General features: G+C 42.6%; 19 protein-coding genes. 13 read left to right on the forward strand and 6 right to left on the reverse strand.

Going from position 1 to position 23,433, the window contains the following annotated elements; genetic code table 11:
• The first annotated feature begins 367 nt into the window (after positions 1–367).
• The 7 genes from dpdE to V7L05_RS06625 all read left to right on the forward strand — a co-directional run bounded on the left by dpdE (position 368) and on the right by V7L05_RS06625 (position 9,061).
• Entirely contained in the window at positions 368–3,679 is a 3,312-nt protein-coding gene (gene dpdE / locus V7L05_RS06595) for a protein DpdE (protein ID WP_335162937.1), read from the forward strand.
• 102 nt (positions 3,680–3,781) lie between these two features.
• Positions 3,782–4,339, forward strand: coding sequence for a Panacea domain-containing protein (locus tag V7L05_RS06600; protein ID WP_335162939.1), 558 nt, complete (start codon positions 3,782–3,784; stop codon positions 4,337–4,339).
• Positions 4,332–4,727, forward strand: a complete 396-nt coding sequence (locus V7L05_RS06605; protein WP_335162941.1) for a hypothetical protein — start codon at positions 4,332–4,334, stop codon at positions 4,725–4,727. The genes V7L05_RS06600 and V7L05_RS06605 overlap by 8 nt, the downstream gene beginning before the upstream one ends.
• A gap of 255 nt (positions 4,728–4,982) precedes the next feature.
• Positions 4,983–6,077, forward strand: a complete 1,095-nt coding sequence (locus V7L05_RS06610) for a DUF4350 domain-containing protein (protein WP_335162943.1) — start codon at positions 4,983–4,985, stop codon at positions 6,075–6,077.
• 188 nt (positions 6,078–6,265) lie between these two features.
• Positions 6,266–7,216: an AAA family ATPase gene (locus tag V7L05_RS06615; RefSeq protein ID WP_335162945.1), complete on the forward strand. Its 951-nt coding sequence runs from the start codon at positions 6,266–6,268 to the stop codon at positions 7,214–7,216.
• A 335-nt stretch (positions 7,217–7,551) separates the two neighbouring features.
• Positions 7,552–7,776, forward strand: a complete 225-nt coding sequence (locus V7L05_RS06620; RefSeq protein ID WP_334949367.1) for a hypothetical protein — start codon at positions 7,552–7,554, stop codon at positions 7,774–7,776.
• A 337-nt stretch (positions 7,777–8,113) separates the two neighbouring features.
• Positions 8,114–9,061, forward strand: coding sequence for an aldo/keto reductase (locus V7L05_RS06625; RefSeq protein ID WP_335162947.1), 948 nt, complete (start codon positions 8,114–8,116; stop codon positions 9,059–9,061).
• 10 nt (positions 9,062–9,071) lie between these two features.
• On the opposite strand, the gene V7L05_RS06630 is transcribed toward V7L05_RS06625, so the two are convergent.
• From V7L05_RS06630 to rimO, 3 genes are all read right to left on the reverse strand, one after another.
• Positions 9,072–9,650, reverse strand: a complete 579-nt coding sequence (locus V7L05_RS06630) for a Uma2 family endonuclease (RefSeq protein ID WP_335162949.1) — start codon at positions 9,648–9,650, stop codon at positions 9,072–9,074.
• Positions 9,651–9,882: 232 nt separating this feature from the next.
• Positions 9,883–11,421, reverse strand: coding sequence for a DEAD/DEAH box helicase (locus V7L05_RS06635; RefSeq protein WP_335162951.1), 1,539 nt, complete (start codon positions 11,419–11,421; stop codon positions 9,883–9,885).
• Positions 11,422–11,583: 162 nt separating this feature from the next.
• The gene (rimO, locus tag V7L05_RS06640; RefSeq protein ID WP_335162953.1) at positions 11,584–12,903 is read right to left on the reverse strand and encodes a 30S ribosomal protein S12 methylthiotransferase RimO; all 1,320 of its coding nucleotides are present in this window, start codon (positions 12,901–12,903) and stop codon (positions 11,584–11,586) included.
• A gap of 724 nt (positions 12,904–13,627) precedes the next feature.
• Here rimO and btpA point away from each other — a divergent pair.
• From btpA to V7L05_RS06670, 6 genes are all read left to right on the forward strand, one after another.
• A complete protein-coding gene (gene btpA, locus V7L05_RS06645; RefSeq protein WP_335163071.1) occupies positions 13,628–14,476 on the forward strand; it encodes a photosystem I biogenesis protein BtpA in 849 nt (282 codons plus the stop codon).
• Positions 14,477–14,483: 7 nt separating this feature from the next.
• Positions 14,484–14,669 carry a hypothetical protein gene (locus tag V7L05_RS06650; protein WP_335162955.1) on the forward strand — a complete coding sequence of 62 codons (186 nt, stop codon included), beginning with the start codon at positions 14,484–14,486 and terminating at the stop codon, positions 14,667–14,669.
• A gap of 9 nt (positions 14,670–14,678) precedes the next feature.
• Positions 14,679–15,662 carry a vitamin K epoxide reductase family protein gene (locus tag V7L05_RS06655; RefSeq protein ID WP_335162957.1) on the forward strand — a complete coding sequence of 328 codons (984 nt, stop codon included), beginning with the start codon at positions 14,679–14,681 and terminating at the stop codon, positions 15,660–15,662.
• 193 nt (positions 15,663–15,855) lie between these two features.
• Positions 15,856–16,098, forward strand: a complete 243-nt coding sequence (locus tag V7L05_RS06660) for a hypothetical protein (RefSeq protein WP_335162958.1) — start codon at positions 15,856–15,858, stop codon at positions 16,096–16,098.
• 293 nt (positions 16,099–16,391) lie between these two features.
• Positions 16,392–18,596, forward strand: coding sequence for a CHASE2 domain-containing protein (locus tag V7L05_RS06665; protein ID WP_335162959.1), 2,205 nt, complete (start codon positions 16,392–16,394; stop codon positions 18,594–18,596).
• 904 nt (positions 18,597–19,500) lie between these two features.
• Positions 19,501–19,710 (forward strand): hypothetical protein, encoded by a 210-nt coding sequence (locus tag V7L05_RS06670; protein ID WP_335162961.1) that lies wholly within the window; start codon positions 19,501–19,503, stop codon positions 19,708–19,710.
• Positions 19,711–19,787: 77 nt separating this feature from the next.
• Here the strand turns inward: V7L05_RS06670 and nadB are convergent, their stop codons facing one another.
• The 3 genes from nadB to V7L05_RS06685 all read right to left on the reverse strand — a co-directional run bounded on the left by nadB (position 19,788) and on the right by V7L05_RS06685 (position 23,297).
• Positions 19,788–21,464 (reverse strand): L-aspartate oxidase, encoded by a 1,677-nt coding sequence (gene nadB / locus V7L05_RS06675; protein WP_335162963.1) that lies wholly within the window; start codon positions 21,462–21,464, stop codon positions 19,788–19,790.
• A 150-nt stretch (positions 21,465–21,614) separates the two neighbouring features.
• Complete coding sequence (psbU, locus tag V7L05_RS06680) at positions 21,615–22,043, reverse strand: photosystem II complex extrinsic protein PsbU (protein ID WP_335162965.1); 429 nt, start codon at positions 22,041–22,043, stop codon at positions 21,615–21,617.
• A gap of 474 nt (positions 22,044–22,517) precedes the next feature.
• Positions 22,518–23,297: a DUF3120 domain-containing protein gene (locus V7L05_RS06685; RefSeq protein ID WP_335162967.1), complete on the reverse strand. Its 780-nt coding sequence runs from the start codon at positions 23,295–23,297 to the stop codon at positions 22,518–22,520.
• Positions 23,298–23,433: the final 136 nt, after the last annotated feature.

The following is a 23,433-nucleotide window of genomic DNA, read 5'->3' on the forward strand; positions in this document are numbered from 1 at the left end:
TCCCAGTCGGAGGCTCTTAACGAAACAAAGCCACAACTAGAAGGCATGAGTTGCTGAGGTAAACTTTTAGTACATCACAACGAAAATCAACGTTTGGGCTGATTTTACTAATTGGCGGTGGTGGAGCTTAGGCGTAGCCCGCACTTCGGCGTTTCAACGCAGGCTCAGGGCAAGTGTTACCCTGAGCAGTTCGGCAAGCTACCTGTAACACCTGCCGAAGGGTAAGCTCAGTGACCGTCGTAGACATCGCTATAACAAAAACTGTAATACCAGTTTATTATCTATAATGTTGATCTACAAAATTGCCAGATATGGATTAACAAACTAGTCTGGAAGGTTCTTTTAGTGTGTTCAGGTGACTGGATCTATGATTAAGCTTGGTTTATTGGTACAGTCCCAGAATAACTATTTGGGTATCGGAAAAGTTACAGAAATATCTGATACCGATGCAAACGTTGAGTATTTCTGCTCAATCGGGCAACGTCTCCAAAAAACTTTACCTTTAAATTCGCTCTCTCAAGTCAGGCTTGAACCACAAGCTCGATGCTATATCAAGTCCCAAACTCAGGATAAATGGCTAGTTGGCAGAATTTTCATCTGGGATGAAGATACAGAAATGTATCAAATTGATTTACCAGATAAGAAAACTGCAATTGTTACTGAAGAAGAAATTTACGTTCGTTGCAATTTACCCAACACTGACCCCATCCAAACTCTGGCGATGAAGGGTCACGAAACGCCCTACTTCCACGACAAAAGATTGGCTTTCGTGAAATCCTTGATTCAGCAACGCGCTGTCAGTCGCGGGATGACGGGACTGATTTCGGCAAATATTAATCTTTATCCTCACCAAGTTGAAGTAGTGCGGCGGGTACTGGAAGACCCAATTCAACGCTACTTGCTAGCAGACGAGGTGGGACTGGGAAAAACCATCGAAGCGGGTGCGATTCTGCGTCAATTCCTCCTCGATGAACCAAAAAAAGGTGCGGTGGTCATAGTTCCGCAATATTTGCTCAAACAATGGCGGACTGAGTTAGAAAACAAGTTTTACATTTCCCATTTTCCCAAACGGGTAGCGGTGCTGGCGGTTGAAGATATCCATAAAATCAACCTGAAAGCGAAAATAGGCTGCTTAATTTTAGATGAAGCCCATCACATCGCAGCAATGGCAACCTCTAAAGATGCAGCAGTTCGCCAGCGTTTTGAGACTTGCAAAAATATTGCCCATAAGAGCGATCGCTTACTTTTATTATCCGCCACTCCTGTTCTCAATCATGAGCAAGATTTTCTGGCCATGTTGCACTTGCTCGACCCAACAACCTATAAACTTGATGATTTAGCAGGTTTTCGCACCAAAGTTGAAAGCCGTCAGGAAATTGGTAAACTTCTGCTTTCTTTTAAAGAAGGTGCAGAGCCTCTGGTTCTCAAAAGCAACTTGCAGCAACTACGAAACCTTTTTGCTGAGGATAAGTATTTACTGAAGCTGGCGGATGATTTAGAAAATTGTTTACAAACAAATTCGACTGAGCAAGAGCAAATCGTCCAGGCGATTCGCGTCCACGTCAGCGATACTTATCGATTACATCGGCGAATGCTTCGCAACCGTCGCGCTGCGGTGGAAGATGTGATATTTGACCGCAATTTTACGCCGAAAGAAGAGTATGATTTAGACGAGCGATCGCCTGATATTCACGAACTGATCAATCAATGGCGTAGTGTCGCTCCTCATGAAAAGCAATATCAGCGAATTTTTCTCTTGTTATTCTTAGCTTCTGGTACTTGGTTAGGCATTTTAGAGCAGGTAATTGCCGCCCGTTTAACTGGTAAACCTGATTCTAAACTCATCCAGGAGTTTAAAGAAGATGATGTTCGCATTTTAACTACAACCCCCAAATTCTCAGGGGAAGAAGAGATTCTGCAATCCTTACTGAAAGTTATTCGTCAACCTCAAGAGGACGGAGAACGGACGGAAAATTTGAAAAGTCTGCTGCTGAATCAGCTAGGTACTTATTTCAAAATTCCCGCAAACATTCGGAAGAATCAAAACGAATTCCTCACGAGAATACAGCAGAGAATTCGCAGGCCAATTACTGGCGATATTCTACCCAAATTTATTGTATTTACGAGTTTTGGGCAAAGTTGTGCCGAAATTGTCCGGTATTTGTCTAATATCTTTGGTGTAGAGACAATAGCCAGTCATCAATTTGGAGAATCACCAGACAAGGTTGAAGAAGGCATAAATAGGTTCAAGAATAACCCAAACTGCTTTATTCTAGTATGCGATCGCTCTGGAGAAGAAGGACGTAACCTCCAGTTTGCCGATTGGTTAATTCATTTTGACCTTCCTTGGTCGCCTAATCAATTAGAACAGAGAATTGGCAGACTTGACCGCATTGGCAGCAAAATTGGCATCCAATCCTGTGCCTTGATTGGTCTATATATGGAAGATAGCCCTCACAATGCTTGGTATAAAGTATTAAAAGATGGGTTTGGTATTTTCCAACAATCAATTGCCAGTCTACAGTTTTATGTGGATGAAAAACTTGCAGAATTAGAAACAGTTTTGTTTGAATCAGGTGCGGCTGGATTGTTAGAGATGATTGAGCCAATTCAGTCACAAATTGAAGCGGAAATCGTGAAAATTAGCGAACAAAATACTCTAGATGAAATTGACGCTAACGATGAAATTGCAACCCAGTATTTTCAAGATTTAGATAATTACGATGCTTGCCATCTAGAAATTAAGCGAGCAATTGAAGGCTGGATTTGTGACGCGCTGGGATTCAGGGGACAAAATAACCCAGATTCATCAGAGATGCGACGTTACCAACCGACAACGCGTACTTTGGTGCCCATAAATGAGTTAAAAAACCGTTTTGCTGATAGTTCTTTAGACCAATTTGGTACATATAATCGCCGGGTAGCAAATCAGAATTCTGGTATTAAACTTTTTCGGATTGGGGAAGGATTTGTAGAAGCGCTCTTGAACTATATAAACTGGGATGACCGAGGTGAAGCCTTTGCGATGTGGCGCACTGATGCATCTTGGGATGCTAAAGAAGGGAAGGAGTGGTTCGGTTTCCAATGCAATTATGTAGTCGAAACAAATTTAAAAAATGTCAAACAAGTTTTAATCGATTACAAACTAGATAATTCTCAATTCAAAATCTTGCAGCGACGTGTTGATGCTCTATTTCCGCCAATTATAGAAACTATCTATGTTGATGGTCGCAACGAGCAAATACGCGTTGTTGAGGATAAAGCCCTCTTAAGTATTCTGCAACGTTCATATAAAGATAAAAACAATAATCAAGGACGAGATTACAATCTGGCAAAAGAACGCTTAGGAATTATTGACGATTTTGTTGACCCTAGTAAATGGCAAAATTTTTGCTATCAAGTGCGGAACACTTCTTCGGAATTGCTCTCCAATCGTCCCGATTTTATTGACTTATGCCAAAGTTGTGCTGAGGTTGCCCAAAAGAAATTAGACAATCGAGTAGAACAATTACGCCTACGCTTGAACCAGCAAAGTTGGGATAATGCATTAGCTGAAGAATTGAAGATAGAAACTGCTTTAAATGCAGCCATTCTAGAGGGAATTCGTCAGCCGCTTCTGAGGCTTGATTCTGTCGGTTTCATTATTGTATCGGGGCGATCGCTTGTACAATTTGAGTGAGATTATCTGCGGATAATTTCCTTTGCCTTTCGCAATGTGTTAGCGATCGCCAGGGTTTACAATAGATTTGTACTAGTGTGAAGCAGTCGCTTCAGAATGCTTATGCTAATCCAGTTTCGGTTTCATCCTGAGAAAGCCGTTGAAGCCGCAGCAGTACTCTTAAAGCTACATGGTAAGCCTATGAAGTACTTAGGCTTACTTAAGATGCTTTACATTGCTGACCGTGTTGCATTGAAACGCATGGAACAACCGATTACTGGTGATCATTATGTGTCGATGGATTACGGCCCTGTACTGAGCGGCGTTTATGACTTAATCAAGGGGAAACCCGTTGATGATGCCTTACCTCTCTGGTCTAAGTTCATTTCTCCTCGTAATGAAAATCATGTTTCCTTGTTGCATGATCCTGGAGATGAAGACCTTTGTGAAGAGGAAGAGGAAATCATTGAGCAGGTTTATCAAGCTTTTGGGCATCTTGACCCTTTTGATGTTGCTGAGTGGACTCATGATCTTCCAGAGTGGAAAAACCCTCATGGCTCTGCCATTCCGATTTCGGTAGAGGATATTCTCAAAAATGTCGGCAAGAGTGACGAGGAAATCGGGTATATTCAGCAAGTAGCTATTCGAGAAGCATATCTAGATGGGGTTTTGAATGGCTAGCATCACCATTAATTTGGGAGATGCATTTTTGCTGGATACGCCTCCCAACAATGAACACCTCTACATCGCAATTGCACAAACTTCTGGAAGCAACTATTTGTTTGTCAATGTCACTACCCGCAGACCTAATTCTGAAACTTCCTGTGTACTCCTACCGGGTTCAGGTACACCAAGCTTTATAGTCCATGAGTCGGTAATAGCTTATCAGTTTGCTCGTGAGATAGATGCTACTCAACTAGCTCTTTTGATTACCAGTGGTAGCCCTATTCCGAAAGGGACTTGTTCGATGGCTGTTATTGCACGGATTCAGCAAGGTGGTTTAGTCTCCAAGCGGTTGGAGAAGAGGTATAAAACTGCTCTGAAAGCTTTCTTGGGAATACCACCGTAAGATGTCATATATAGAGCAATACAGTTGAGTTAAGCATTTCTTCCTTCTCTTCCTTTGCGTCCTTTGCGTCCTTTGCGGTTCGTTAAAAAATAGACTTTGATAAAAAGTTAAGCCTTAACTGAACCGTATTGATATATAGAGCGCGTAGTGCTGGAAAATGAGATAAAACTAATTATATTTTTGACTTTACCTGAAAAATAAGTAAGTATTAACACTAGTGATACTGCAACGAAGTGATGATAGTGAAAGTCAAAAATGAAACGTTCAAATCGCCTTGCTTGGATCGGAGCGATCGCACTCGCTGCGATCGTTTTACTTAGTTTGTTTGCGGCTCCCAATAATACTAAAATTAACACTGGCTCTACTTATAACCGCGCCCCCGATGGCTATGGTGCTTGGTATGCTTTTATGCAACAGCAGGGAATTCCTATCAAGCGCTGGCAAAAGCCTTTTAGTGAGATTCAGCCAGAGAACAGCCCAATTACCATCCTACAGGTAGGCGGCTATCCAAGGGAGACTATACTCGATAGTCAAGAGCGTGAATGGATAGAAAAAGGGAATACTTTGGTAATTTTGGGTGCAGGGGCGCAAGTTACAGAAGCGCAGTTTAGCACTGTGCAAAAATCCCCCCAAGGTGATATCAAAATTGATACACGTAGACGATATAAGAAAGCTAACTCTAAGCAAGTTAATTTAGGCGATCGCTTTGGTGCTATTGTCTGGAAAGAAAATTACAAAAAGGGAAAGGTGATTTTTTCTACCACTCCTTATTTAGCCGCCAACGCCTACCAAGATAATTTAAGTAATTTCAAGTATCTAGCCAATTTGGTTACTGAAAAAGGTAACACAATATTTGTCGATGAATACATCCACGGCTATAAAGATGCCGATGTCAGGAAGAAAGAAAGCGAAGGAGATTTATCTAGTTTTTTTGCTAAAACTCCCTTATTTCCAATATTAGTGCAAGTAGGTATTTTGCTATTGGTGCTAATTTGGGCGCAGAATCGCCGTTTTGGTAAGCCAGTACCTTTAGATACACCAGTTGTAGATAACAGCGAGGCATACATCCAAGCTTTAGCGGGAGTTTTGCAGAAAGCTGAAACCGCCGACTTTGTTGTACAGATGGTGGGTAAACAAGAACAACTACAACTCCAAAAAGCCTTGGGATTAGGGCAAGTACTTTTAGAACATCAAGCCTTAATCAATTTCTGGATAGAAAAAACAGGCGCAAGTGCAGCAGAACTAGATACAGTTTTAAAGCTACAATCTGGCAAACAACCCATCAGTGAACAAGACCTGTTAAGCTGGTTGGTTAAATGGCGAACCATTAGATTAATTCGTAATTCGTAATTCGTAATTCGTAATTCGTAATTAATTTTTTGGAATTATGCATAATATTTGTGCGTTGGTTATTTAGGGACTTCTAAATAAAAAAATATCCCAAAGCTGACGCAAAGAATCCTCTCTATTTCTCCTCTCTCTGTGTTCTCTGCGTCTCTGTGGTTCGTTTATTTGGAAATCCCTTATCAATAAAAAATATGAGCGAAACCCATCCTATCTTAATTCGCCTTGGTCAAGGTCTTAATCAAGTAGTTGTCGGACAATCTAGCCTAATACAACAAGTCTTAGTGGCATTGCTAGCGGGTGGACACGTAATTTTGGAAGGAGTACCGGGAACTGGTAAAACCCTTTTAGTAAAAGTGTTGGCGCAGTTAATCCAAGGGGAGTTTCGCCGGATTCAACTAACACCAGATGTCTTACCTTCAGATATTACTGGTACAAATATTTTTGACTTGAATAGCCGCAATTTCACTTTGAAAAAAGGGCCAATATTTACCGAAGTGCTGCTAGCAGACGAAATTAACCGTACTCCTCCCAAGACACAAGCGGCGCTATTGGAAGCGATGGAAGAGATGCAGGTAACGCTGGATGGTGAAAGTTTACCCTTACCAGATTTATTTTGGGTGATTGCAACCCAAAATCCCCTGGAATTTGAGGGGACTTATCCCTTACCAGAGGCGCAGTTGGACAGATTTTTATTTAAGCTGGTGGTAGATTATCCCGATCAAGCTGCCGAAAAGCAAATGTTACTTAATCGTCAGGCGGGTTTTGCAGCACGGCGTTTGGATATTAACCGGTTGAAACCAATCGCAACAGTAGCCGACATTTTACAAGCCCGACAAGCAGTCAAAGAAGTTAAAGTATCAGAAGCGATCGTTGATTATTTGTTAGCGTTGGTGAGAACATCGCGTCAATATCCTGATTTAACTTTGGGCGCATCGCCTCGCGCCGCCGGTGCTTGGTTGCAGACATCTCAAGCCCTAGCGTGGTTAGCTGCAAGAGATTTTGTCACACCAGATGATGTTAAAGCAGTTGCATCGCCACTGCTACGTCATCGCCTGATTTTGAAACCAGAAGCGATGCTGGATGGTTTACAAATTGATGCGGTAATTGCGTCGGTAATTAATCAAGTACCAGTTCCAAGGTAAAAAAATTCTTTGTAAGGGTTTAATACATAACTTAACATCGCCACAACTCTTACTCCGTAGCTACTTGGGTTTACGTCGTCGGGCAATTTTCCACAAGTATTCTTACCGCATTGCCCATAGATAAATTGCTGCAAGCGATGTTCAATCACGATCAGTTCAATTGAGAGTTATGGTATTGCGCTATAACTTTATCGGACGCAATCAAGCCACATAAAAATATTAATGTAAAGAATGTGGTTTTAACTACGCTATTCGATTAAGTTAGTAAGATAAACTTGCCTTATGTATGTCATCAAACTACTGACTTTCATTTAGGAACAAAAAAGGGATTACCAATGAGTAAAGAAGTAGTCAAAGTAATATTATGGGAAGAAAACCAAAAAGATTTTCTAAAAAAGTTCTATGATCTCCAATTTACTCCCAGAATAGGAGAGGAAGTTTACCTCAAAAAGGAGAAATGGAGAGTAACCAGAGTTGAGCATGATTTAGAAATTAGTGAGATTAATGTCTACATGGAATTAATCAAAAAAGCCAAGCAGGAGAAATCATCTAATTCCTAAATATAAGTAAATACACTCAAGTTTCATAAAAAGGAGGTTATAGCGGTTCCCAGGTGCATGAAGTACATCAGATCAAAACCTCACCCCCAACCCCTCTCCGTGAGTTCGGAGAGGGGAGATGAAGCACAGCTTTATCGGGGTGAGGTTAAGCTGTACCAGGAAACGCTATATTAGCCTCCCGGAATTCTGAGAATAGATATATTGTCAAGTGTAATTTGTAAATCTTTATGCAAGCCGCGATCGCTACGACGGGCGTAGATACAGCACTGCGAAGATATTGCATCAACCATTTCGATACACTATAAAAGTAAAGAAATATAAATTAAATTTTGCAACCGTGGAAACCATCACATTGGGGCAAAATGGCCCAGCAGTTACACCCTTGTGCATAGGCACTTGGGCTTGGGGTGATAAATTCTTTTGGAATTATGGCGATCGCTACGGCCCAGAACAGTTACAAGAAGCCTTTACAGCAGCCTTAGAAGCTGGTGTTACCTTCTTCGATACTGCGGAAGTCTACGGAATGGGAAAAAGCGAGAAATTTTTGGGGCAATTTCTGCAACAGACACAACAATCTGTGCAAATTGCCACAAAATTTGGCCCACTACTGTGGCGATTTACAGCCCAATCCGTCTCTGATGCTTTAACAGCCAGCCTCAAACGCTTACAATTACAACAAATCGCCCTGTACCAAGTGCATTGGCCTTTTGCCTTCTTTTTAAGTCAAAAAACCTTGATGAATGCTCTAGCGGATGAAGTGAAGCTCGGTAGAATTGCCGCAGTTGGTGTGAGTAATTACTCAGCAGAGCAAATGCGAGACGTGCATCAAATATTGGCGGCGCGTGGAGTACCTTTGGCTGTGAACCAAGTACGCTATTCTTTACTCAGTCGCCAAGTTGAAAGCCAAGGTATTATTACAACTGCCCGTGATTTGGGTGTGACTATTTTAGCTTATAGTCCTTTAGCACAAGGATTACTCACTGGCAAGTACACTATTGATGGTGCTGAAACCCCCAGTGGCGCGAGGAAAATAGACGCGCGATTTAAGAAAGAAGGTCTGCAAAAAATTGCCCCAGTCATATCTTTGCTACGCAACTTCGGGGAAAAATACGATCGCACTCCTGCTCAAGTTGCTCTCAACTGGTTAATTGCTCAGGGTAACGTTATTCCGATTGCTGGGGTGAAGACAGCCGAACAAGTGCGGCAGAATGCTGGTGCTTTGGGCTGGAGATTGAGCGATGATGAAATTGGAGAATTAGAACAAGTTAGTCGTCCTTGGCTATAGTATTTTTAAACTACTCAAACACAGGCGGCCAAATTTCTGACACTACTAGCTCCCAACCTGGTAGTAAGTCTGGTAGTGTCAGTTTGTCGTTGTCTTGCAAAAGTATTGGTTCTTGGTTGAGCCGATAAACTGTAAGCGTCAATTTGTCAGGATCAATCAAGATACCAACTGTACATCCAAGTTGTAGGAATAGCTGAATTTTTTCTACCAGTGGTTTGATCCGGTCTGACTTAGATTTTATCTCTACCATCAAATCAGGCACCAGTTCCACAAAGTCGCGCTTGCTTGTTTTAAGTCTATCAGCACGAACAAAAGATACATCGGGAGCGCGGAGATTTCGTTTTTCGTTATCAGCTTCTTTGCCGTTTTCAGTTTCTAATGTAGGCAAAATAAAACCAGCGCTAGAACCAGTTACCCGTCCTAGTCTCTGTAGACGCACCCAATTAGCCAATTGCCGCGCAAACTCTATGCCTATTTCATCTGACTCATAATCTGATGGGCCCATAAGAAGTATATTTCCGTCTACTAGCTCCATCTGCCATTCTGGATGCTCTGCTTGTAGTTGCTCTAAGTCTGGAATAGTGAACATAAGACCACGAAGAATGCATCTTTAATTTATCTTCCTACAAATTGGTAGAAAAAGTTACCAAAAAAGCCAAAAAGTCAAGAGTCCCAAGTCAAAATCTTAACTCTTGACTCTTAACTCTCAACTCTTAACTTTGCGAATTTTAGATTTAGATTTTGGATTGAAGAAAAAAGCGTTCGACTGAGCGCTCACGCCGAAGTCTAAAATCCAAAATTGATTAACTCCTAACTTTTGACTAAGAAGCTGATTCCCTAGCTGTAGGTGAACCTAGCTTTTTACTAGGGGATGCAGAAGATTCACGACCACTTCCACTTGTCCGCAGTTTGGGCTTGGGAGAAGAATGTCTTTCTTCATCTCCATTGTTGCTATCTGATTTCCACGCAGAACGAGGGCGATCGCTGGAAGATTCACGACGCTTGCCCAGTCTGGGTTTAGGAGCAGAAGATTCCTCTTGGGGAATTTCCACGTCTGAGTTCAACCAAGCGGGACGAGTTTGATCGTAAGCGATTTGCAGTGCAGCTGCGGCGATCGCCTGAGCATCGTATTCTTCAATCAGTTCGCTGACAATTGGCAAGAATGAAGCCAAACGCTCACCTGTCAAAGCTTCTCGCACCAGTTCTTGCAATTTCAGAATGTGTTTTGCTTCAATCTGGGCGCGTGTGGGAATCGTCAGCACTTGCCAATTTTGGCGGTTATGACGTTCAAATGTTTGCTGCTTGCGCCGCTCAAATGGTTGTACTAAAGAAATTGCCGTTCCTTCTTTACCAGCACGACCAGTACGACCAATGCGATGGACGTAAGTTTCTGCACTATCGGGTAAGTCGTAGTTGATCACATGGGAGAGTTGATCGACATCTAACCCTCGTGCAGCAATATCAGTTGCTACCACCCAACGAACTTGACGGTTACGGAATCTGAGTAATAAGCGTTCCCGCGCTTGTTGGGACAAGTCACCGTGATATTCATCGACACTATGCCCAGCTGATTGCAACTGACTGGTGAGTTCGGCGGCTGTGCGTCTGGTGCGGACAAAGATTAAAGCTGTTTCTGGATCTTCCATTTCCAGAATCGGCTGTAAAGCTTTGGCTTTTGTCCAGTGGCGGGGGATCAGATAAGCTACCTGATTAATCTTGTTGGGAGAGGCTTTTGGCTGCTCAACGGTGACAGTTGCAGGCGATCGCAAAAACTTATTCACCAACATCCGAATCGATGGTGGCATTGTTGCCGAGAATAAAGCTGTTTGGCGATCTACGGGCGCTTGAGAGAGGATTTTCACCACATCATCAATAAAGCCCATGCTCAACATTTCATCAGCTTCATCTAACACAAACCACTTCACTTGATCGAGCTTTAAACAGCCGCGATCGAGCAAATCGATCACCCGTCCTGGGGTGCCCACTACCATGTGAACGCCACGTCTGAGTTGTAACATTTGGCGGTCAATTGATTGACCACCGTAGATTGCTAACACCCGCAATCCTTCATCGCCGATGAACTGAGCGATCGCATCGTGAACTTGCATTGCTAATTCACGAGTTGGTGTTAAAACTATGGCTTGCACGGCTTTTTGATTAATATCCAGCCGCTCTATGATTGGCAGTGAAAATGCTGCGGTTTTGCCTGTTCCAGTTTGAGATTGGCCTACCACATCACGACCAGCTAGCAATTGGGGAATTGCTTGCACTTGAATGTTAGTCGGTTCAGTAAAACCGATTTTTTCTAGTTGTTCGACACGTTCTTGGGAAATGCCTAATTCTTGAAATGAAAGAGTCATTAATTCTCCTAAATTTTTTGTAAGGATTTTTGGATTAGTCATTAGTCATTAATTATTAGTCATTAGTCAGCCAGCAGAGTCTTTGGGGAAACCCTCGATGAGGAACTCTCTCACGAGAAGGGCAAACCCGTAAGGGTCATTTAACAAAAGACAAATGACAATTTAGTTATTGACTACTTGACCATAGAGGTCGTATGTATCAGCGTGGTGAATCGCTATTGGCACGATGGTTCCTAACTTTGCCTGACCTTTGACATACACCAGACCATCAACCTCTGGGGAAAATCTACCTGAACGACCGATTAATTCACCACTTTCAGGGTTTTCTTGCTCAATCAGGACATCAACGATTTTGCCTACTTCCTGTTGATTTTTCTTTTGAGAAATCGGTTGCTGGATTTCCATAAGTTGGTATCGGCGCTCATCCATCACCAATTCGGGCAAGTGATTTGGCAACTTGTAAGCTGGGGTTCCTTCCTCAGAGGAAAAGGTGAAGACACCAACATGATCAAATTCATGCCGTTGAACAAACTCTAGTAGATGCTCAAAATGCTCGCTTGTTTCTCCTGGGAAACCAACAATAAATGTTGTCCGCAATACGGCTGTTGGTAGCGCCGTTTTGATGCGATCTATAATCCCATCATTTACGCGTCCTTGCCAAGGACGATTCATCGCGCGCAGAACATCTGGATGAGAATGCTGCAAGGGCAAATCCAGGTAAGGCAAGACGTTAGGTGTTTCTTGAATCGCCGCGATCACATCTGGGGTCAGTCCCGTGGGATAAGCGTAATGCATTCTGATCCACGGTATATCTACTTTCCCCAAAGCGCGAAGTAATTCGGCTAATTTTGGCTGGCCGTAAATATCTAGACCGTAATTAGTGGTGATTTGGGAAATTAGAATAATTTCCTTTACCCCTTGACTAACTAACTGCTCCGCTTCGGCGACTATAGATTCAATAGTACGCGATCGCTGGTTGCCTCGAAGATGAGGAATTATACAAAATGCACAACGATAATCACAACCTTCGGCAACCCGCAGGTAAGCTACGCCCTCGGTTGTCGTGCGATAGCGCGGTGTAGTTTCGTCGGCAATGTAGGTTGGTTCAATACTAACCTGTTTGACCCGTTCGCCTTGTTCTACACGCTCAATTACATTTACAATTTTGTGATAATCGCCAGTACCCACAACGGCGACTGCTTCGGGTAACTCCTCCAAAAGTTGTTCTTGGAAGTGTTGCGCCATACAGCCAGTGATTACGATTTTTTTGTTTGCCTCTGCCAGTTCTACCAAAGTTCTGACAGATTCAAGTCTCGCTGCTTCAATAAAACTACATGTATTAACAATAACGTAATCTGCTAACTCTTCGTTTGTATCTACACCGTAGCCTGCTTCTACCAGCAGTCCTAGCATATGTTCTGTATCAATTCGATTTTTCTCGCAGCCCAAGTGAGAAATGGCAATTGTTGGCTTGTCACCCATATTTGGAAAATATCTTCATTTTTTTCTTGTAGTCAAACATTCTGGCGCTAACTTTTGCTTTTTTGCTATCAGCATCCTCGTGAAAACAGTACAGTGGCAAATTCCCACTGTCAGTAACTGTCCGTGGATTTATGACCCTATCAATAATAAAAATAGAGGTCATGTTATGATATTTTTATCAATCTGTTCCCCAGGGTAAATTGAAGTGTCTTTGGGTACATTTGACACTTGTAATGTTTTTTAACAGTTCGCCTATTGGTATTTTACATTACCGCAGCGTGTGCGTTGTTAACCTACCCATCGGGAAGCCGCCCAAAGGGCTTGTTGTGAGAAGTCGCTACCCTCAGGGAAATCGACGAAAGCGACTACGCCTATAAAGCAGTAATGCTACCCTGGCGATTGGCAAGTCCTACGACTGTGCGCGGACAAGACGCCTAAACCACGGAAAACTGCCTTGCGTCTAGTGAGTGGCAAACTCCTCTTGTAGCCAAGTTTTATCTTAACATATCTTATGGGAGGTTTCATGCCAATTTCCATCTGAGGAAGGAGGCAGTAGACCAACTATCATAAAACACATTTGACTAATTAATGAAAAGTCAAGAGTCAAGGGTTAAGAGGAGCCAGTCGTGTGCGTATTTTCCCGACCTGAGGGGGAGTAGCGTTGAACTGGCGTTCAATAGTCAAAAAATTCTGGACTCTGGACTCCGCGAGGCGGATTAAAGAAGTGGACTTATATCAGATATTTAAAACTCGCTCACCGGTTATTGGCGTGGTTCACCTGCTACCACTGCCTACCTCACCCCGTTGGGGAGGTAGCCTAAAAGCGGTGATTGACCGTGCCGAACAAGAAGCCGCAGCCCTAGCAAGTGGAGGCGTTGACGGGCTGATTGTGGAGAATTTTTTCGACGCGCCGTTTACCAAAAACCAAGTCGATCCAGTGGTTGTGAGTGCCATGACCATTGTGGTGCAACGGATACAAAATTTGGTGACTTTGCCCATAGGCTTAAATGTTTTGCGAAATGATGCCAAAAGTGCAATGGCGATCGCTAGCTGTGTGCAGGCGCAATTTATCCGCGTCAACGTTCTCACAGGAGTGATGGCAACCGACCAAGGATTAATTGAGGGAGAAGCCCATCAACTACTCCGTTATCGACGGGAGTTAGGCTGCGATGTTAGAATCCTCGCCGATGTATTAGTGAAACACGCCCGTCCTTTGAGTTCTCCAAATCTCACAGTCGCCGTCAAAGACACCATTGAAAGGGGTTTAGCAGACGGAGTTATTTTATCCGGCTGGGCTACTGGTAGTCCTCCTAACTTAGAAGATTTGGAACTAGCTTGTGGCGCAGCAAATGGCACACCAGTGTTCATTGGTAGTGGGGCCAATTGGGAAAATATTGATACATTGATGCAAGCAGCAGATGGTGTAATAGTTTCCAGTTCCCTGAAACGTCACGGACGGATAGAGCAACCAATTGACCCAATTCGCGTCAGTCAATTTGTGGAAGCCGCCCGTCGCAATTGGAACTCCAAAAATGAACGCAAATCAGCAGAACAAGTGAAGTTACATTCTTAAATGGGGCATGGGGCATGGGGCATGGGGCATGGGGCATGGGGCATGGGGCATGGGAAGAAATAACCAATACCTAATACCTAATACTCAATGCCTAATACTCAATGCCCAATACTCAATGCCTAATACTCAATGCCCAATACTCAATGCCCAATGCCCAATGCCCAATGCCCAATGCCCAATGCCCATTCCCTAATAAATATTTATGATTCGCCGCCGTTCTACTCCTTGGATTCATAAATGGTCACGTCCATTGATTGCCGCGATCGCTGGATGTGGTGCGCTGATCACAGGTTATCTCACCATAGAAAAGTTAACAGGAGGCAATGCAGCTTGTGTGGCACAGGCTGGTGTCAAGGGCTGTAATGATGTGCTTTCCAGCCCTTGGGCAACGGTTTTTGGCCAGCCATTAGCCTTGTTTGGGTTTTTGGCATACACCAGTATGGTGATATTTGCTTTGGCTCCCTTGGTATTCAACTCAGGGGAAAACAATCGCCGCAAACAATTGGAAAATTGGACGTGGTGGCTGCTGCTGGCGGGTGCGATCGCTATGTCTGTCTTTAGCGGCTACTTAATCTATGTGCTGGCATCTCAAATTAAAGCTATTTGTCCTTACTGTATCGGTTCAGCTTTGTTCTCTCTGAGTCTTTTGGTACTGACGATTATCGGTCGGACTTGGGAGGATATTGGACAAATCTTTTTTACCGCCATTATTGTCGGGATGGTGACGCTGATTGGTACTTTAGGTATCTATGCTGGCGTGAATAAATCAGATGTTACAGCTGGAACTCCTGGACAACCCGTACAGATTAACTTTACTCCCAAGGTAGATCCTAACCCAGCATTCGGTTGGGAAGTTACCACTACTTCTGGTGAGGCAGAAATAGCTCTAGCACGCCAGCTAGCGAAGGTAGGCGCTAAGGAATATACTGCTTACTGGTGTCCTCACTGCCATGAACAAAAGCTGCTTTTTGGTAAAGAAGCCGAGGAAATAATCAACAATGATATTAGGGTAGAGTGCGCTCCCGATGGACTCAAAGCTCAACCAGAACTGTGTAAAGCCGCAAAAATTGAAGGCTTCCCCACTTGGATCATCAATGGTAAAAGCTATAGCGGAGTCCAAAGCTTAGAGGAACTAGCGAAAGTTTCTGGTTACACTGGCCCTCGTAACTTCAAGTATTTCAAGTAATTGACTACGAAAAATCATCACAAACAATATTGTTGGTAAAACCACTGGAGAAACTAATACCAATTTGAAAAATGATTGCGACAGATGGATTGCCCAAAATGCAATCAACAGAAAACAGACAACATTGATACCCAAGTTCCGGCGACATTTTTAGCTTTAGGCTAAGATCGATTATTAGTTTTTCACCTCTACTATGTCTCAAAACCACAACAGCAATTCCCGAAGATTGCCCAAGATTAGAACCACGATTTTCTACATCTTCGCTGTCATCGCTGTTTTAGTAGTAGCCTTTCCTTGGCTGTACGAAATTAAAACCAAGGCTGGGATCGACATATTACCTGAACGACACGCTGGAACCTTTTTTGAAAAACATACCCACGGACTTTTCAAGTGTAAGTGGCTTTATCCTTACCATTGCGATCGCCCCCAAGGTTGAGTAGGGGAGATCAAAAATATGCGAGTTTAAGAGAGTAAGCTTTACCAGACAAGTCCTTGGGCGTTAAATTAGCTGAACTGACTTTCAAGAATATTTATACTTAATTTGTGCTGATAGCCACAAAAGTCCCAGTTGCCGTTTGGTCAGATAATTGGCCTGAATATATGGTAATACATCACAAATACCACGATGTCTTGAAGAATCTTGCTGAGTTGAAAAAACTATTAGAAACTCTATTTAGCTCCCGCTTGAGCTATTTTAGTCCGATAGTTAATAGCTATAGGAAATAGAGAATGAATCAGCAGCTAGGCAAGCGTTTTGTGAAGTTAATCTTTAGACTGAAACAATCGCTTAGTCGAGGACACAGAGAATTGATTACTGCCGCCAGCGTTGCAGTCTGCGTCCTGTTTTTGCGCTGCATCGGATTATTGCAATCTTTGGAATTGGCAGCTTTGGATCAATTTTTTCACTTACGTCCAGATGAACCGCCAGAAGAGCGTATTATGCTCGTAGTGATTGATGAAACCTATTTAAACGAAGTAGGTTTATGGCCGATTTCAGATACGAAGATTGCCCAGTTGTTGCAAAAATTAAACGTCCACAAACCTCGTGCTATTGGCTTAGATATCTACAGAAATTTCCCAGTAAAGACTGGTAATCAAGAACTGCGTAATGCTTATAAGTCAATGCCCAACTTGATTGGTATTGAACTCCTAACAAATGACAAAAACAAAAACGTTAGTGTTTCGCCTCCACCGGGACTGAATCAGGATCAAGTGGGCTTTAACAACGTGGTATTTGATCTTGATGGTAAAGTACGTCGCAGTTTGTTGTATTGGTACGTTGATGATCAGGTACACGAAAGTTTTTCCATGAAGTTGGCTTTATTGTATTTAAAGTCAAAGGGAATTATTCCCACCAAAGCAAAAAGCAACCCTGAGTATTTGCAATTAGGTAAGGCAACATTTACTCGTTTTGAGACTAATGATGGTGCCTATGTGCGAGCTGATGCTGGAGGCTACCAAACTTTGACCAATTTTCCCAAACCCAAATATCAAAGTTCATCGGGAGAATTTTATCGTTTTCGCCAGGTATCTATAAGAGATGTACTGGCTGATAAAGTCAAAGAAAACTTAATCAAAGATCGGATTATACTCATTGGCTCCACCGCATCCAGTCTCCAGGATTTCCTATTCATTCCCTATTCCAGCAGTCTAATAGGTACGGCAAAGCCTGTACCTGGTATTCAACTGCAAGCTTATTTTATTAGTGAGTTAATCTCCGCGGCTCTGCAAGGACGACCATTACTCAAAGTCTGGCCTGATTTAGTGGAATACTTGTGGATTTTTATCTGGTCTTATCTGGGAGCCGTTACTACATGGCAGATACGACACGCAACTATAAGCCTGCTCAGTATCCTAGTTTCTTGTTTTGTATTAACCCTGAGTGCGTACCTTGCTTTCTTGTATGGTTGGTGGATACCGCTCATTCCCCCACTGTTTAGCTTTGGCAGTTCAGCTATTTGGATGACCAGTCATATTGCCCACATACAACAAGAGTGGAAACGCTCTAAAGAATTTTTGCATCACGTCATCAACACGATTCCTGATCCAATTTTTGTGAAAAATGAAAAACACCAGTGGATTGTTTTAAATGAGGCGTATTGTCGATTTATTGGTTATCCGAATAAGTTATTAATTGAAAAGTCAGATTATGACTTTTTCCCTAAACATGAAGCCGATGTGTTTCGACAACAGGATGAGATTGTTTTGCAGACTCAGCAACCCCAGGAAAATGAAGAAGAATTTACAAATGCCGATGGTCAGACTTATCAAATTGCCACTAAGCGATCGCTCCACAAAGACGCAGCTGGCAATTTCTTTTTAGTTGGAGTCATCCGAGATATTACTCAGCGCAAGCTCACAGAGGAATATCTCAAACGTACTGCTACTGAACTATTCCGCTCTAACAATGAATTAAAACTCAAAGAAGATCACTTGCGTTATTTAGCCTATCACGATCCCCTCACAGGTCTATCCAATCGCAAATTTTTTGCTGAACAACTTTACGAGTCGTTACATTGGGCGCAACACAACAACTTGTTGCTGGGGCTGCTGTTTATTGATCTAGATGGCTTTAAGCAAGTCAATGATACTCTAGGGCACGAGACGGGCGATCGCTTGCTAATGACTATTGCTGGACGACTCAGCAACTCTTTACGCGCTAGTGATACAGTTTTTCGTTTGGGTGGCGATGAATTTACTGTGATTTTACGGGGAATTCCTAATGTTCAAATAGCTGCGAAAGTCGCCGAAAAAATTTTAAGCAGCATTAACAAGCCAATTGTTTTGGACGGCGATACAATCCGAGTCTCTGCCAGTATTGGCATTAGTATCTACCCAGACAACAGTCAAGACAGTGAAACTTTGATGAAACAAGCCGATGCAGCAATGTACCGTGCCAAACGCCTGGGTAAAAATCGCTATGAGTTTGCTTAATTAGTCAAGAGTCAAGCCTCTAGATTGTTTTCACTTTAGTCAATATTTTTACCTTCAAATTAGGAATGTGGACTTGCAACACGTCCAAGGCGCTGTCTTGAAAAAGCATTGCGTATATGCATCAGAGGTGGCTTTTTAGGCAAGATGGAGAACTAGTAAGGCTTTTTTATCTCATACCATTTCAGACAAACCCTGATACATATAGATTTCTCGTAGGGGCACAGCATTGCTGTGCCCCTACCAACGTATTTGTATCATTATTAAAGTGAAATGGTATCAGGACTAAACCTAAAAACATAGGTAGGAAAATAATTAGTCATCAGAGATAATTATAAAACTAACTTAAGCTAGTAAGTATTTTTACTTTCCAAAAATCTACTTATACTTACTAGTCTGATTACGGTATTTCATAGTTATATACTTTTTAAAATCCTTATAATATCGCAATTTCGTTGTTTTTTATTTATGTATTTTTACTATAATTAAATCTTAACTAGACAACAAAATAAGTATTATTTGATATTTTTCTCAGCATCATTATTCACTGAATATAGTGTTTATACTTACGGCAATTAAAATATTATAAGATACTATTAATAAATCATGAAGTAAGCGCGATGCTCACAGTAATTTATCAACATATCTAACTTTAGACTGATGTGAAAATAGCATATTTAAGAATATTACTTAAGTATAAAAAGTGTTTAATGCCAGCAAATTAACGTTAATCTAGAAGTACATACCACTATTACTTGTAGACTAGCAGCAAAGATTTAATAAAGTTGAAATCTATTTTCCGAAAAAGCCAGGAAATATACGTTAGTAAATCAAAAATACACTTTTAAATTAAAAATTAGTAAATTTACTGAAATCTATGAAAAGTAACTTCCGAATCACAAAGTTTATGATATTCTGCATAATTGCTTACATCCTAATGCCGCAAATTGCCGCTTGCACGGGTATATTCAGTAGTGCAAGTGCTAATGCTTTTGGCGATACTAGCAGTAACACTTTAATCGCTCGTAAAGTCAATTCTCAAAATTTAAAAGACGACATATATATTCCACCAAATTATGGTGGTCCCGACAGTCATCATGGTAGCGGCACTCGCTGATCGCAATTTTGAATTTTAGATTTTGATGAAGCAGCGTAGTGAGCGGCCTTTACTAGAACCTGTGGAGGAAATTTGAATCAAGACAATAGTGGAGATTTCCACCAATGATCTGTTTGTATAAGTGTGTGGACTTGCCAATTTGGGTCTGGTTGAGGATAATCTAAACGGTAGTGGCCGCCTCGACTTTCGGTTCTAAAAGCAGCACTTTTGAGAATTAAATCAGCCACATCTAATAAATTGCGGGTTTCTGCCCAAAGTCCCAATTGCTGTTCAACATCTGGTAGGTCAAAACTAGCTGGTTCTGCGGGACGTAAAGCAAGCAAGAATTGACTTAAAGGCAAGGCAGCGAAATCTTGCTGCCAAGATTCAATAGTAGCGATCGCAGTTTCCAACCCTGATTGTTCCCGACAAATACCAGCACTTTCCCACACTAGACGCGGTAACTTCTCCCTGAGTGCTTCTAGCTGTGCTTGCTGGATGTGCCACTCACTGGCATCAACACTAAATTTTCGTAATGGCAGCACTGGTGTTTCTGATGACAGCCCAATACTTTCCAACTCAATATTAGCCATCTGGGCGCCAAACACAATACATTCCAGCAGGGAATTACTGGCAAGGCGATTTGCCCCATGTACACCAGTACTAGCGGTTTCACCCACCGCGTACAAACTCTTGATATTTGTGCGATTCATCAAATCCGCGACAATTCCACCCATCCAGTAATGGGCAGCTGGCGCTACAGGAATTGGTTCATGGAAGACATCAACGCCCCAATGCTGACAAACTTTGATGATGTTGGGAAAGCGGTGACGAATCTTGTCGGCGGGGATGGGGCGCATATCCAACCACACATGGGCAGTCGCCAAATCAAGGGCGGTACGTTGTAAATGGCTGAAAATTGCTCTACTGACCACATCTCTAGGTGCAAGTTCACCCGCCGGGTGGTAGTCAAAGGCAAAACGCCGCCCTTCGTTATCGACAAGGTGCGCCCCCTCGCCGCGAACAGCTTCGCTAATCAGAAAGCGATCGGCACCAGGTTTAGTCAGGGCAGTGGGGTGAAATTGCACAAATTCCAAATCGCGGAGGATCGCCCCAGCACGAGCTGCGATCGCTACCCCATCACCCGTACTCACAGCCGGGTTAGTGGTTTGGGCAAATACCTGACCGCCGCCGCCAGTTGCCAATACCACAGCACCAGCTCTTACCCAGGTGATTTTACCTTGATAAAACAGGCTTATTCCCTGACAACGACCAATTTCGGGTTCAATCCACAAACTCAAAGCCAAAGCTTGCTGAATGACTTGAATATTCGGGCGACGTAATACTTGGTTGGTGAGGGTGGTGGTAACTTCCCTCCCTGTGGTGTCGGCGGCGTGGAGAACGCGGTTGCGAGAATGGGCAGCTTCTAAAGTTAAAGCCAAGGCTTGACCATGACGGTCAAAAGCAACGCCCAAGTTAACTAGCGATTGAATGCAGTTAGGGGCAAGTTGGGCGAGAAATTCTACGGCGGTGCGATCGCATAAACCTGCACCAGCCCGGATCGTATCTTCAATGTGCAACCTGGGAGAATCTTCCGGGTCAACAGCTGCGGCAATGCCACCTTGCGCCCAATCACTGGCGGACAAAGCAACAGTTTCTTTGGTAATCAAGCCGACTCGCAAGGACTCTGGTAGACACAACGCTGTGTATAGTCCAGCAGCACCAGCGCCGACTACTAAGACATCAAATTGGCTAGGAATATCTATCTGAGGCAAGGTAAAAGCACAGGGGAGAGTGAGAAGTGAGGAGTTAGAAGGAGGAGTTAGGAGTTTTGAATTTTTAACTCATAACTCCTAACTCATAATCGTATCCCACTCCTTAGAATCAGGAGTGGGCTGCTATTTGCTACATTAACTGCAATACAGTTATCTGTAGATGCCGTTGTTAAAGCGATCGTCTCCCTCATTGAAGGCAGGCTCTACTTCTGTCACGGTGAATTTATCGAAGTTGGCTTGCAGGGTTTGTTTTTGGGTATCGCTCAATCCGGGAAGATCCAATACATCCTCTACATTTTTGTAGGGAGCATTGGTGATAATTTTCTTAGCTAGGTTGGGATAAAGCCCTGGATACTGTTGAAAAGCTCGGACGTTGGTATTATTCAAATCAATTTTTTTACCAAATTCCGTTCCTAGTTTCGCGTCTGCCCGATTCTGCCGCTCAATTGCCAGAACTGGGACTTGGGGAAAAGCAAAACTGTTGAAACTAGCAGCTTGGGCTATTTGAGTTGTTCCCAACCATCCCCAGCAGCTAAGTAACAAACTAAACACTGTTAATAAACGCGCTAATCTTTTCACGATTTTCTACCTCTTTCCATCAAACAGAAATAAAAGTTTTAAGCTAACAGCCGTCAGCAGTCATTAGTCATTTGTCAGAGCGCCAAAGACAATTGGACTTTGGACAAAACCTGATAGCTTAATCAACACAGCAGTCATCAAAAACTAATATACAGCGTATTAATATCCACAATATTTGCCGTTACTGGGTTTGATTGTAGTTTTGCCAAAAATTTTCATCGTGGTAAGAGTGCCTGCATAACTGCAATAGCGTTGGATCAATGATCCTGCTAGCATTTCCAGTTAAACGAAACCTTTTCGGGGTGGTTGATTCTGGCGATGTCTAATACCGAAAACCCTACCAAAAAAGACTTGATGCTGATGGACTGTTATGTAATATTTCTTAACTAATTAATCATCTACAGCATCATTTTTGATGTGCCGTAGATTGGGCTGGGAAAAGTTTCAGTAAGAGATGTAACATAAGTGCCTTCTTCACGCTGCGATCGCAGCTAACAAAAATAGGCTGTCTACCAAAATTGTGCTTAAAACTGCGCCACTAAAGGCATACCAGTGTTTTTGATTTCGACCTAAAGGTAAAATCCCGATTGTTAACAGCACTAAGGCAAGAATTATTGCCCAAGTTTGTCCCCAAGGCGTTTGTACTTGCGTTAAGGCATTTTGTAAGATTTGTGGTGCTAAATCTGCATCTACTCTCATGATTTGCCGCCAATAAGGTATCAAATCTACTATATAAAAATATACATCTGTTAAAACTGTACCGAGTAAAGAACCTAAATAAAACCAGTTACCCACCTTCCCCCAATTCTTCGCCAAACACCAGCAAGCAAACGGTAAACCGATAAACTCGATTGGCAGATGCCATAAAGGTTCCCAACGTAACCAGCCCCAGTAAATCGCTCCTGCTAACCAACTCCAGCTAAACCCGAAGAGCAAATCTCCCCAGACATAAGTTGCAGGACGTGACATTAAGCTAAAACTTAGCCACACCCAAAATCCTGTCAGCGCTAAACTTAGACTTGGTAGCGATCGCACTATTGGCGCTTCTACAAATACTGGCACTGTTACCAAAAACACCGCCGCCGCAAACACTAACCAAGTTTGTCTCTTAGAAATAGATAAGGGCAGAGAGAGAGAAGAGGAAAGTGTAGATTCCAATTCCCTCATACCCTTCTGCCCAATATCAGCTAAATCCAACTCGGTATCAATAGAAGGGGTAGAAGCAGTGTACGAGGATAGTGTATTATTAATCAAAGTTTTTAATATTTGTTACTAAACTTCATCTTATTTAAGATATCACATTTTAAAATCCCCCCCAGGGGCATTGTAATTATACTGAAATTTCGGGGATCGTTGGTGCAAACTAAACTAAACATTCTGCGCCAGACTA

Source organism: Nostoc sp. (genome assembly GCF_036917755.1).
Taxonomy (GTDB): Bacteria; Cyanobacteriota; Cyanobacteriia; order Cyanobacteriales; family Nostocaceae; genus Nostoc.